At 71.7% G+C, this 12545-nt stretch carries 9 protein-coding genes and 2 pseudogenes; 1 reads left to right on the top strand and 10 read right to left on the bottom strand.

The features are described 5' to 3' along the window. Positions 1 to 13: 13 nt before the first annotated feature. The 6 genes and pseudogenes from RUTHE_RS13375 to RUTHE_RS13355 all read right to left on the bottom strand — a co-directional run bounded on the left by RUTHE_RS13375 (position 14) and on the right by RUTHE_RS13355 (position 6010). Positions 14 to 1617, bottom strand: a pseudogene (locus RUTHE_RS13375) (carboxyl transferase domain-containing protein). Positions 1618 to 1621: 4 nt separating this feature from the next. Beyond that, positions 1622 to 1810, bottom strand: coding sequence for a hypothetical protein (locus tag RUTHE_RS18690; RefSeq protein ID WP_425413947.1), 189 nt, complete (start codon positions 1808 to 1810; stop codon positions 1622 to 1624). A gap of 236 nt (positions 1811 to 2046) precedes the next feature. Continuing rightward, positions 2047 to 2574, bottom strand: a pseudogene (locus tag RUTHE_RS18685) (MBL fold metallo-hydrolase); the annotation flags it as partial. 119 nt (positions 2575 to 2693) lie between these two features. Beyond that, a complete protein-coding gene (locus RUTHE_RS13365; RefSeq protein ID WP_021098996.1) occupies positions 2694 to 3878 on the bottom strand; it encodes an acetyl-CoA C-acyltransferase in 1185 nt (394 codons plus the stop codon). 99 nt (positions 3879 to 3977) lie between these two features. Beyond that, positions 3978 to 4967: an NADPH:quinone reductase gene (locus tag RUTHE_RS13360; RefSeq protein ID WP_021098995.1), complete on the bottom strand. Its 990-nt coding sequence runs from the start codon at positions 4965 to 4967 to the stop codon at positions 3978 to 3980. Next, positions 4967 to 6010, bottom strand: a complete 1044-nt coding sequence (locus tag RUTHE_RS13355; RefSeq protein WP_021098994.1) for a Gfo/Idh/MocA family protein — start codon at positions 6008 to 6010, stop codon at positions 4967 to 4969. Before RUTHE_RS13355 ends, RUTHE_RS13360 begins: the two co-directional genes overlap by 1 nt. Positions 6011 to 6261: 251 nt before the next feature. Here RUTHE_RS13355 and RUTHE_RS13350 point away from each other — a divergent pair, with 251 nt between their 5' ends. Continuing rightward, positions 6262 to 7125 (top strand): glucosamine kinase nucleotide-binding domain-containing protein, encoded by an 864-nt coding sequence (locus tag RUTHE_RS13350; protein WP_245542248.1) that lies wholly within the window; start codon positions 6262 to 6264, stop codon positions 7123 to 7125. A gap of 85 nt (positions 7126 to 7210) precedes the next feature. Here the strand turns inward: RUTHE_RS13350 and RUTHE_RS13345 are convergent, their stop codons facing one another. The 4 genes from RUTHE_RS13345 to RUTHE_RS13335 form a co-directional block, all read right to left on the bottom strand. Next, entirely contained in the window at positions 7211 to 8356 is a 1146-nt protein-coding gene (locus RUTHE_RS13345) for an acyl-CoA dehydrogenase family protein (RefSeq protein ID WP_021098992.1), read from the bottom strand. 25 nt (positions 8357 to 8381) lie between these two features. Then, a complete protein-coding gene (locus RUTHE_RS18450) occupies positions 8382 to 9560 on the bottom strand; it encodes a DUF6537 domain-containing protein (protein ID WP_021098991.1) in 1179 nt (392 codons plus the stop codon). A 544-nt stretch (positions 9561 to 10104) separates the two neighbouring features. Next, entirely contained in the window at positions 10105 to 11838 is a 1734-nt protein-coding gene (locus RUTHE_RS18445; RefSeq protein ID WP_021098990.1) for an indolepyruvate ferredoxin oxidoreductase family protein, read from the bottom strand. Positions 11839 to 12085: 247 nt separating this feature from the next. Next, entirely contained in the window at positions 12086 to 12523 is a 438-nt protein-coding gene (locus RUTHE_RS13335) for a GyrI-like domain-containing protein (RefSeq protein ID WP_021098989.1), read from the bottom strand. Positions 12524 to 12545: the final 22 nt, after the last annotated feature.

Here is a 12545-nt window from a genome sequence, read left to right as displayed (position 1 = left end):
GCCCCCCTCCCTCTCACATCCGGAACACGCCGAAGCGCGTCTCGCCGATGGGGCGTTCAGCGCCGCCGCCAGCGACAGGGCCAGCACCTCGCGCGTGCGCCGCGGATCCACGATCCCATCGTCCCAGAGCCGCGCACTCGCATAGAGCGGGTGGCTCTGGCGCTCGAACTGCTCGAGGATCGGCGCCCGGAAGGCGGCCTCCTCGGCGGCGCTCCAGCTCCCCCCGGCCCGTTCGATCCCCTCGCGCCGGATCTGGGCGAGCACGCCTGCCGCCTGTTCCCCCCCCATCACCGCGATGCGTGCATTCGGCCATGTCCACAGGAAGCGGGGGCCATAGGCCCGCCCCGCCATGCCGTAATTGCCCGCACCATAGGAGGCGCCGACGATGACGGTGATCTTGGGCACGGCCGTCGTCGCCACCGCTGTCACCATCTTTGCGCCGTGTCGGGCGATGCCTTCGGCCTCGTAGCGGCGCCCCACCATGAAGCCCGTGATGTTCTGCAGGAACAGAAGCGGCACCCGACGCTGGCTGCACAGCTCCACGAAATGCGCGCCCTTCTGCGCACTTTCGGAGAACAGCACGCCGTTGCTGGCGACGATTCCCACCGGCCAGCCATCGAGATGGGCAAAGCCGGTCACCAGCGTTTCGCCGAAGCGGGCCTTGAATTCGTCGAAGCGGCTTCCATCCACGATGCGGGCGATCGCCTCGCGGATGTCCCAGGGCGTGCGCAGATCGGCGGGAACGATGCCGAGGATCTCCTCGGGGTCATGGGCGGGGGGTTCGGGCGCCTCGCGCCGCGGGCCGTCCGGCCGGGGCAGGTTCAGCCCCCCCACGGCCCGGCGCAGGATCGCCAGGGCATGGGCGTCGTCCTCGGCCAGGTAATCCGCGACGCCCGACAGACGGGTATGCACATCGCCCCCGCCCAGATCCTCGGCCGACACCACCTCGCCCGTCGCGGCCCGCACGAGAGGGGGGCCGGCAAGGAAGATCGTCCCCTGCCCGCGCACGATCACCGACAGGTCGGCCATCGCCGGCACATAGGCCCCTCCGGCGGTGCAGGACCCCATCACGGCGGCAAGCTGGGGGATGCCGGCGGCGCTCATCCGCGCCTGATTGTAGAAGATGCGTCCGAAATGATCGCGGTCGGGGAAGACCTCGTCCTGACGAGGCAGGTTCGCCCCGCCCGAATCCACCAGATAGATGCAGGGCAGGCGGCAGGCCTCGGCGATCTCCTGGGCGCGCAGATGTTTCCTGACGGTGGTCGGGTAATAGGTGCCGCCCTTCACGGTGGCATCATTGGCCACCACCATCACCTGCTGTCCCATGACGCGGCCGATGCCCGCGATCAGCCCCGCGCAAGGCGCCTCTCCCCCGTGCATCCCATGCGCCGCGGTGGCGCCGATTTCGAGAAAGGGAGAGCCGGGGTCGAGCAGGTTGGCCACCCTCTCGCGCGGGGGCATCTTGCCGCGCGCGACATGCCGGGCCAGGGCCGCATCCCCGCCCCCTGCCCGCGCCAGGGCGGCCGCGGCCTCCACCTCGGCCAGGGCGGCCAGATGGGCGGCGCGATTGGCGCGGAAGCTGTCGCTGCCGGTGCGGACGGAAGAGACAAGGCGCATGGCGTCAGGCCCTCCCCGCTGCGCAGCGCAGGACAGGCCATTGCGCGGCCGTGGCCGGGCGCAGGCGGCACAGGCCGTCGGGCCCCTCGTCCCGGCTCAGGCGCCCTTCCGCCACGAGGCGGTTGACATGGGCCAGCGTCTCGCCGACGGCAAAAGCCGTCTGATGGGCATCGAGCGCCTGCGGAAACAGCACGGGAAGCAGATCGGCTGCGCTGCGCGGCGCCTCTGCACAGGCCCCGAGGATGAGATCGCAGCGCGCCGCATGATGGGCGTGCAGCGCGGCGGCCCGTTCGGCCAGCCCGAGGAAGGGGCGCCGGTGCCCCGCCAGCACGAGGGTGCCGCCATCCGTCCGCGCCGCCAGCCCCTCAGACAGGCGAGATAGTCCCCGAGCGGATCGCCCTCCGGCTCCAGGGCACTGACCGAGACATTCGGGCTGATCTGTTCGAGGATCTGATCGGCCGCGAGCAGAAGCCTGTCGGCCGGGGCATGGAGCATGACCTGTTCGGGCGCATGCCCTTCGCCCGTCAGCACCGTCCAGTCGCGCCCGCCGAGGCGCAGGACCATCCCCGCGGCGAGACGGCGATAGCGCGGCGGCGGATCCGACAGCAGGCGCCGGTAGCGATGGCCGCGCGCGGCCAGAAGGGCCACGACCTCCGGCCCGAGCCCGTGGCGGGTGTAGAAGCGGGTATGGTCCGCGGCCTCCATCAGCGCCGGAGCCCGGACAAGGGCGGTGGCGGACAGGAAGCTGGCGCGGCTTGTCCACAGCGGCACGTCGAGGCGGTCGCAGAGCCACCCCGCCAGGCCGATGTGATCGGGGTCGTTGTGCGACACGATCAGCGCCTGCACAGGGCCGAGCGCGGGCAGAAGCCGGTCCCACAGGGCGCGCGTCGTGTCGTCGGCGATGCCCGTATCGAACAGGACCCAGCCATCCCCGTCGGCGATGGCGTAGATATTCACATGATCGAGCCGGAAAGGCAGCGGCAGGCGCGCCCAGAGCAGACCGGGCGCGACCTCGTGCCATTCGCCGGGGGGCGGGGGTTCGGGGAAGGGGAAGCTCAGCACGGCGTGCCCCCTCGTCAGAGGATCTCGAACAGGGCGGCCGCGCCCATGCCGCCGCCCATGCACATCGTCACGACGACCCGCCGGGCGCCGCGCCGCCGCCCCTCGATCAGGGCATGCCCCGCGAGGCGCGCCCCGCTCATCCCGTAGGGATGGCCGAGCGCGATGGCCCCGCCGTTGACGTTGAAGCGCGCCGGATCGATCCCGAGCCGGTCGCGGCAATAGAGGGCCTGCACGGCAAAGGCCTCGTTCAGCTCCCACAGATCGATGTCGTCCACCGAGAGACCGAAGCGCGACAAAAGCTTCGGCACCGCGAAGACGGGGCCGATGCCCATCTCGTCGGGCGCGCAGCCCGCCACGCTCATGCCGACATAGCGCCCGAGGGGGGCGAGGCCCCGCCGCTCGGCCTCCCGCGCCTCCATCAGCACGCAGGCCGAAGCGCCGTCGGAGAGCTGGCTCGCATTGCCCGCCGTCACGGTGCCGCCCTCGATCACGGGTTTCAGCGCGGCGAGGCCCTCGGCCGTCGTGTCGGGGCGCGGCCCCTCGTCACGGTCGAGCCGGACCTCGCGCTCGGACACGGCGCCGGTCGCCTTGTCCTTTACCTGCATCACGGTGCGGAAGGGGACGATCTCCGCATCGAACCGGCCCGCCTGCATGGCGGCCGCGGTGCGGCGCTGGCTTTCGAGCGCGTAGGCATCCTGCGCCTCGCGCGAGATGCCATAGCGGGCGGCGACCACCTCGGCGGTCTGGAGCATGGGCATGTAGGCATGGGGGCTTGCGGCCGTGACGGCAGGATCGCGCGCCTCGGCCACCCAGGCAAAGTAGCGCTCCTGCACCAGCGAGATGCTGTCCTGCCCGCCGGCCAGGACGATCTGCATCCCCTCGTCGCGGATCTGGCGGGCGGCCCCGGCGATGGCCATGAGGCCCGAGGCGCACTGGCGGTCCACGGTCTGGGCCGGCACCGTCTCGGGCAGGCCGGCGGCAAGGACGGCGTTGCGCGCGACGTTCATGCCGGCGGTCCCGGCAGTCAGCACGGTGCCGAGGATCGCATCCTCGACCTCGCCCCCCTCGATCCCGGCGCGGTCCAGGGCGGCACGGATCGCATGGGCGGCAAGGCTGGGCGAGGGCGTGGCATTGAGCGCCCCGCGGAACGCCCGGCCGATGGCCGTGCGCGCCGTGCTGACGATGACCGCATCCCTCATGGCATCCTCCCTTGTCCGGCCTGCACCTGTCCAGTCCATGCGGAGCGCGCCCGCCGCGCCACCCCCCCGGGACCGTTCCGTTGCGTCATGCGCCCCCGATCATGACGACGGATCCAGCACGATCTTGCCGATGACGCGCCCCGCCTCCATCGCCTCATGCGCCTCGACGATGCGCGAGAGCGGCAGGCGCAGGCCGATGCGATGGCGCAGCCGTCCCGCCGCGAGCAGGGTGCCGATCCCCTCGACAGCGGCGGCCAGGGCGGGTTCGGGGGCCTCGTAGATCAGGACGCCATGCAGGCGGGCGTCGCGCCCCATCAGGGCGCGGGCATCGAGCAGGGGCCGCGGCTCGGCATCGGAGGCATAGAAGGCGATCGTCCCCCCGCGCGCGAGCACCGCCAGATCGGGATCGAGATTGCTGCCCAGCGCGACCTCGACGATCCGGTGCACGCCGTCGGGAGCCAGGGCGCGGATGGCCCCGGCCAGATCGCCCTGATGGCGGTTCAGGACGGCATGGGCCCCGGCCTCCTCGGCCAGGGCGGCCTGTTCGGGGCGGCTCACGGTAGCCAGGACGCGCGCACCCGACAGGCGGGCGATCTGGACGGCATAGAAGCCCACCGCCCCCGCACCCCCCTGCACCAGCACCGTGCGCCCCTCGATGGAACCATCGGCCAGAAGCGCGTAATGCGCGGTCATCGCGGGGATGCCGAGGCAGGCGCCCTCCTCCCAGCTCGTCCCTTCGGGCAGGGGCACGGCGCGATGGGCGGGGAGCGTGCACCATTCGGCGGCGGTGCTGCGCGGGCGGCCCCTCTGGGCGAACCAGAGCCAGACGCGCTGCCCCACGCGGGCGGGGTCCACGCCCTTGCCCACCGCGTCGATGACGCCCGCGCCGTCCATGTGCGGCGTGACCGCCGGGAAGGCCATGCCGCCCGCCACGCTGCGGCCCGCCCGCGCCTTGGTGTCGGTCGGATTGACGGCCGATGCCATGACGCGCACGCGCACCTCGCCGGGGCCGGGATCGGGCACGGGCAGATCCACAAGGCGCAGCACCTCGGCCGCGGGGCCGGTGCGGTCATATTCGGCGGCGCGCATCAGACCCGCCCCTGCAGACGGACGGGACGGCCGCTGCGCACGCTCTCGTCGGCGGCGAGGCAGACGGCCAGCGAGCGCAGCGCATCCTCCAGATGTCGCGCGAGGTCCATGTCCTCGCGGATGGCACGGGCAACGAAGGCCTGCTCGCGGTCGCACAGCGCCTGATGACCCGGCTCCCCCGCCATGGAGATGTCCTCGTCCGGGGCGCCGACGCGGTGCAGGCGCAGGGTCTGGGTCGCGGTATGCGTGGCATGATCGTCCGATCTCGCCCCCTCCTCCTGCATGCGGATCGAGACGGCACCACGCGGGCTGATCACATCCTTCACGAAGAAGGCGGTGTCGGACATCATCGGGCCCCATCCGGCCTCGTACCAGCCGACCGACCCATCGGCGAAGAGCACCTGGAAATGGCCGTAATTGTACATGTCGGGTGCGATCTCGTCCGACAGGCGCAGGCCCATGCCGCGCACCTCCACGGGCGGGGCATCGGTGATCTGGCACATCACATCCACATAATGCACCCCGCAGTCCACGATGGGCGATGTCGTCTCCATCAGCCGCTTGTGCACCGCCCATGTCGGCCCGGAGGACTGCTGGTTGAGATTGAGCCGGAAGACATAAGGGCCGCCCAGCGCACGCGCCTCGGCGATCAGGCGCTGCCAGCTCGGGTGATGGCGCAGGATATAGCCCACCACCACCTTGCGGCCCGCGCGACGGGCAGCCTCGGCCACGCGGCGCGCCTCCTCCACCGTCGCGGCCAGGGGTTTTTCCACGAAGACATGCGCCCCCGCCTCGATCGCGGCCAGCGCATAGGAGGCATGGCTGTCCGTATGGGTGGCGATGCAGACGAGATCGGGCCGGAGCCGCGCCAGGGCGGCGTGGAAGTCCGTCTCGATCCGATGATCGGCCAGTTCCGGCGGCAGCACGACCGGCGAGCGGTTGACAAGCCCCGCAATGGCGAAATCCGGATTGCGGGCATAGGCCAGGGCATGGCTCCGCCCCATCGTGCCAAGCCCGACGACAAGAACGCGCAGCGGGTTCATCGGCTCTCTCCGGAATGGCAGGGAATCATGAGGCAGTCCTGTGGCGGTTGCGGTCCGGGGCAGGATGCACCGGCAAGGGTTAACAGAATCCTACAGCGCCGAACGGTGGGGGTTAAGAATCGGGAAACAGGCGCGCAACCCCCTGATCCGACAGACTTTCCCTGTTGCGCTGCAGCGCAGCAGGGTGTTGCGGGGCAAGGCCTCCGGCGGCCCGGTAGCCGATTCGCGCCACCGGCGGGGTTGCCCGGCGCATGAGCATCCCGCTTAGGCTGCCCGATGGGAAGGATGGCGAGGGCCGGACGATGCTGCTTGCGGGCGTGGATGGCGGGGGGACGGGCTGCCGCGCGGTGCTGACCGATGCCGATGGGCGCGTGCTGGGCCATGGCGAGGCGGGACCGGCCAACATCGCCTCGGACCCCGAGGGGGCGCTGGCGAACATCCTGGCCGCCGTCGGCGCCGCCTTTGCCGCGGCCGGTCTGCCCCCGGAACGCATGGCCGCAACACGGGCGGGGCTGGGCCTGGCCGGGGCGAATGCGGCAGGGGCGGTGGCCCGCATCGCCCCGCGCCTGCCCTTTGCCTCTGCCCGGATCGAGACGGATGCCGTGGCCGCGGCGCTCGGGGCGCTGGGCGGAGACAATGGCGTGGTGGCCGCCATCGGGACGGGATCGGTCTTCGCCGCCCGCCGCGGCAGCGTCATCCGGCAGATCGGCGGCTGGGGCCTGACGCTGGGGGACGAGGGATCGGGGGCCTGGATCGGGCGGGCGATCTGTGCCCGCGCCCTGCGCGCCCGGGACGGGTTCCTGCCCCTGACACCGCTTCTGGCGGCGCTGCTCGAGCAGCATGGCGGGCCGGAGGGGCTTGTCGCCTTCTCCCTGCAAGCGCGGCCGGCGGACTGGGCCGCCCTCGCCCCCCGCGTCATCGGTTCGGACGATCCGGGCGCGCAGGCCGTCATGGCGCAGGCTGTCGCGGATGTGGCGGCGGCGATCGATCTGCTGCGGGGGACGAGGACCTGCCCGTGGTCTTTCTGGGGGGGCTGGGGCCCGCCCATGCCGCCCGCCTGGCCGGCCGCTTTCCCATCCGCCCAGCAAGGGGGACGGCGCTCGAAGGGGCGCTGATCCTGGCCCGCGGGACAGCGGCGCCCTGACGGATGCTCCCCTCGCGCCCTCACGGCCCTCACAGCCCGCACAGCCCTCACAGCCCTCACAGCCCCAGGATCTCCCGCCCGATCAGCATGCGGCGGATCTCGGATGTCCCCGCGCCGATCTCCATCAGCTTGGCGTCGCGGAACAGGCGGCTGACGGGGGAATCGTTCAGGAAGCCCGCCCCCCCGAAGGCCTGCACGGCCTGATGAGCCTGCACCATCGCCTGTTCGGAGGCATAGAGCACGCAGGCCGCGGCATCCGCCCGCGTGATCGTCCCGCGATCGCAAGCGCGGGCGGCGGCATAGGCATAGGCGCGCGCACTGTTCAGCGCCACATGCATGTCCGCCACCTTGGCCTGCATGAGCTGGAAGCGCCCGATGGGCTGTCCGAACTGGTGACGTTCGCGCAGATAGGGGAGCACCGCATCGAGGCAGGCCGCCATGATCCCGAGCCCGATCCCCGAGAGCACGACGCGTTCATAATCAAGGCCCGACATCAGCACCGCCACGCCGCGCCCGACCTCTCCCACCACCGCATCGGGACCGACGGGCGTGCCGTCGAAGACCAGCTCGCCCGTGTCCGATCCGCGCATCCCCAGCTTGTCGAAATGGGGCGACCGGGTGAAGCCGGGCGCGCCCTTCTCCACCAGGAAGGCGGTGATGCCCTTCGATCCGGCCTCCGGGTCGGTCTTGGCATAGACCAGCACCACATCCGCCACGGGGCCGTTGGTGATCCAGTACTTGTGTCCGTGGAGCCGCCAGCCCCCGTCATCGGTCGGTTCGGCGCGCAGGCGCATCCCCACCACATCGGACCCCGCCCCGGATTCGGACATCGCCAGGGCCCCCACCCTGCGGCCGGCGACGAGATCGGGCAGGAGACGCGCCTTCTGCGCCGGGCTGCCGTTCAGCACGATCTGGTTGATGCAGAGATTGGAATGCGCGCCATAGGACAGGGCCACCGAGGCCGAGGCGCGCGCCACCTCCTCGACCGCGACGACATGGGCGAGATAGCCCATCGCACTGCCGCCGAACTCCTCCGGCACGGTCAGGCCATGCAGGCCCAGCGCCCCCATCTCCTCCCACAGATCGGGGGGAAAGCGGTTGTCGCGATCGATGGCGGCCGCGCGGGGGGCCAGCCTTTCCTGCGCCCAGCGCGCCACCGTCTCGCGCAGGGCGGCGATGTCGTCCCCGAGGTCGAAGTCCATGTGCCCCCTCTTCCTGTTCCGTCGCCTATTCCGCCGCCATCGCCCGGCCCGGCGCCGGATCGAGCACGGCCAGAAGCGCCACGCGCCGGCGAGAGGCCTCCTCCAGGGCCTTCATCTTCACCGGGCCGAAGCCCCGCACCTCCACCGGCAGCCGCAAAAGCGCGATGGCGGCGTCGAGATTGGCCGGTGACAGACAGCCCGCGATCCGCTCTGCATCGGCCTCGAAGGCGGCGAGGAAGGCGCGTTCGGCCCGGCGCTCGGCCGTGCGGGCGAAGGGATCGAAGGGCGTGCCGCGCAGCCCCCGCATCCGCGCGAGCAGACGCAGCGCAGGCATGATCCAGGGGCCGAAGGCATGCTTTCGCGGCCGCCCCCCGGGGCCGCCGGTGCCGAGGAAGGGCGGCGCCAGATGCAGCGTCGGCCGGCCCCTGCCCTCGAACTCGGCCGCGATCGCGGCCTGCCGCCCGGGGCGGGTCAGGAGGCGGGCGACCTCGTATTCGTCCTTGGGGGCGAGGGCGCGGGCATGGCCTTCGGCCGCGGCGCGCAGGAGGCGCTCGGCGGCCTCCGGGGAGAGGCGTGCGCGCGCGGCGGCCTCGAGCCGGGCGAGCAGCGCATCATAGCGGCGGGCGAGGCGCTCTCCGCCATAGGCGAGAAGATGGGCGCGGCGATGGGCCACGACCTCGGCCGTCGTCATGTCGGCCAGCGCGCGGGCGGGTGCCTCCGGCGCAGGCAGACGCGCGGGATCATGGGCAAGGATGCGCCCCCAGGCAAAGGCGTCGAGATTGGCCTGCACGGCCACCCCGTTGAGGCGGATCGCGGCCTCGATGCTCTCGCGCGTGACGGGCAGCAGACCCGCCTGCCAGGCAAAGCCCAGCATCAGCATGTTGGCGGCGATGGCATCCCCCGCCACGGCCAGCCCGGCGGCGGCAAAATCGGCAAAGCGCGTGGCCGGGCCGAGGCGGGCCTCGAGCAGCGCGCGCGTCTCGCGCTCGCGGAAGTCGGTGTCGCGGTTCAGCACGAAGGCCGCGACGGGGGTGAGATGGGTGTTGACGATGCCTGTGGTGCGGGCGGGATCGCAGAGCACCAGCGCCTCCTTCGAGACGGCGACCACGGCATCGGCGGCGAGCAGCACATCGGCCGCGCCGGTGACGATGCGCGGTTCGGCGGGCGGGCGTTCGGGGCGGCCGATGCGGATATGCGACAGCACCGCCCCCCCTTCTGCGCCAGCCCCGCCATGTCGAGCACCATGGGCGAGAGCCCGTCGAGATGCGCGGCCATGCCGAGGATCGCGCCGATGGTCAGCACCCCGGTCCCGCCGACGCCGGTGACGGCGATGTTCCAGGTCCTCTCTCCCACCTGGGGCAGGACCGGATCGGGAAGGTCCGCGGCATCGGGGGCGGCGGCGGCGGAGCGGCGGGGCACCGCGCCCGCGAGCGTCACGAAGGAGGGGCAGAAGCCCTTGAGACAGCTCAGATCCTTGTTGCAGGCACTCTGATTGATGCGGCGGCGGCGGCCCCATTCGGTCTCCAGCGGTTCCACGGCGATGCAGTTCGACTGCACCGAACAGTCGCCGCAGCCCTCGCAGATCTCGGGGTCGATCCAGACGCGCAGATCCGGGTCGGCCAGCGTGCCGCGCTTGCGCCGCCGGCGCTTCTCGGCCGCGCAGGTCTGGACATAGATCAGGACCGACACGCCCGGCACCTCGCGCAGCTCCTGCTGGAGCGCATCGAAGCGGTCGCGCCCCTCGACGGTCACGCCGGGGGAAGCGGGCCGGTGACGGCGGCGGGATCTTCGGCCACGATGCGGATCGCGGCCACCCCCTCGGCGGCAAGCATCCGCGCGACCTGCGCGGGGTCGAGCGGGCCGTCCACGGCCTGCCCGCCGGTCATCGCCACGGCATCGTTGTAGAGCAGGCGGTAGGTGACCGTGGTGCCGGCCGCGACGGCCTGACGGATGGCAAGGATGCCGGAATGGTAGAAGGTCCCGTCGCCGAGATTGACGAAGCGGTGCCGTTCGGTCGTGAAGCGGCTGATGGCCGTCCAGGGCACGCCCTCGCCCCCCATCTGGGTGAAGGTCTCGGTGTTCCGGTCCATCCACTGGACCATGTAGTGGCAGCCGATCCCCGCCATGGCGCGGCTGCCCTCGGGCACCTTCGTGGAGGTGTTGTGCGGACAGCCGGGGCAGTACCAGGGCTGGCGCAGGACGGGGGCCTCATGCGCGGCGGCCTCGCGCTCGATCGCCTCGAGCCGGCGCAGGCGTCCCTCGATCCGCTCGTGCAGGTCGTCCGGCAGGCCGTTCGCCTCCAGCCGGTCGGCGATGGCGCGGGCGACCGTCCCCACCGTCAGGCCCTTCGACAGCGACAGGAAGGGACGATCCTCGTGATCGAACTTGCCGACGATGCGCGGGCGCACATCCGCCCGCCAGTTGAAGAGCTGCTGCTTGATCTGATGTTCGATGATCTCGCGCCGCTCCTCGACGACCAGCACCTCATCGAGCCCGGCGGAGAAGGCGCGGATTCCTTCGGGCTCCAGCGGCCAGGGCATGCGCACCTTGCACAGGCGCACCCCCGCGCGGGCCAGTTCCGCCGGGCCGAGGCCCAGCTCGCGCAGGGCCTGATCGACATCCTCCCACGCCTTGCCGGAGGCGACGATGCCGAAGCGCGCGCCGGGCGGATCGACGGTCACACGGTCCACGCGGTTGGCGCGGGCAAAGGCGCGCGCGGCATAGCCCTTCCATTCCTGAAGGCGTTCGTCCTGCAGCAGGGGCGGGTCCGGCCAGCGGATGTTGAGCCCGCCGGGGGGCAGCTCGAAATCCTCGGGCGTGACGAACTGCACCTTCTCCTGCGCCAGATCGACGACGGCGGTGGTTTCCACCGTCTCGGAGATGACCTTGAAGCCGACCCAGCAGCCCGACCAGCGGCTCATGGCGATGCCCAGAAGGCCCAGCTCCAGGAACTCGTGGACCGAGGAAGGGTAGAGGACCGGAATGACGGCCGAGATGAAGGCGTGATCGGACTGGTGGGGGATCGAGGAGGACTTGGCCGTGTGATCGTCCCCCGCGATGGCGAGCACACCGCCGTAGCGCGAGGTGCCCGCGGCGTTGGCATGCTTGAACACGTCGCCCGAGCGGTCCACCCCCGGCCCCTTGCCATACCACAGGCCGACCACGCCCTGCTTCGTCGCCTGCGGCCAGAGCGGCACCTGCTGGCTGCCCCAGACGGCTGTGGCGGCCAGATCCTCGTTGACGCCGGGCTGGAACACGATGTCGAGCGGATCGAGGAACCGCTTCGCGGCCAGGAACTGCTGGTCGAGCCCCCCCAGCGGAGAGCCGCGATAGCCCGAGACGAAGGCCGCCGTGTTCAGCCCCGCCGCCCGGTCGCGGCGCATCTGCGTCATGGGCAGGCGCACCAGCGCCTGCGTGCCGGTGAGGAACACATGCCCCTCGGTCGCGGCATATTTGTCGTCGAGCGTGACCTGCGCCGTCATGGGCGGCTCTCCTCCTCCCCCGGCGCCCGCGCGCCGTCCTGCCCCCCAGCATGCAGGATCATATATAGGGCGCCGCGCGGTCCTGTCGGCAGGACTCGGGGGCAGGGCCTGACGGAACAGGCCGGAAATCGGGGACGGATCATCGGCACGGGGTGCCTGCCGCCGCGGCCAGCCCGGGCTGCCGGAAAGCCCTGGGCCGAGGGATCGTTCCCCCGGCGGCAGAGGCGCGCCGGCAGCGGAGCACCTGTCATGCCGCAAGGCCGATCTGGATCTCGATGCGGTTGTCGGGCGATTCAGGGCCGTGCCAGGCGTGATAGACCTCGCGGCTTTCGCCGCTCATGCGCAGTCCCGCCAGGGCGATGGCCTGCAGAAGCGGCTGATAGCCCCGGACGAACAACCCGGCCAACGGCCCCTCATGGATCGCCCTGGCACAGCGCAGCGGCGGCAGAAGGGGCAGATCGTCCCCCTTCACCGGCAGACAGAAATCCATGTCGAAGAGGGTCTGCGCATCCATCGGCATGTCACGTGCGACAAAGACCGGAGGCCCATCGGCCGCGAATCCGCGCGAACGCGCCCGGGCATGCAGATCGGCATAGACCCGGGGGGCGTGCAGACCGATCTCGGGCAACCGCAGCCGTCTGCGACAGGACAGCACCGCAAGGGGTGGCGTGATGTGAAGTTCCATGTCTGCTCCTGGTCGCGTCCCC

The sequence above is a fragment of the Rubellimicrobium thermophilum DSM 16684 genome (genome assembly GCF_000442315.1).
Taxonomy (GTDB): Bacteria; Pseudomonadota; Alphaproteobacteria; order Rhodobacterales; family Rhodobacteraceae; genus Rubellimicrobium; species Rubellimicrobium thermophilum.
This window is presented reverse-complemented; position numbering and strand designations above follow the sequence as displayed.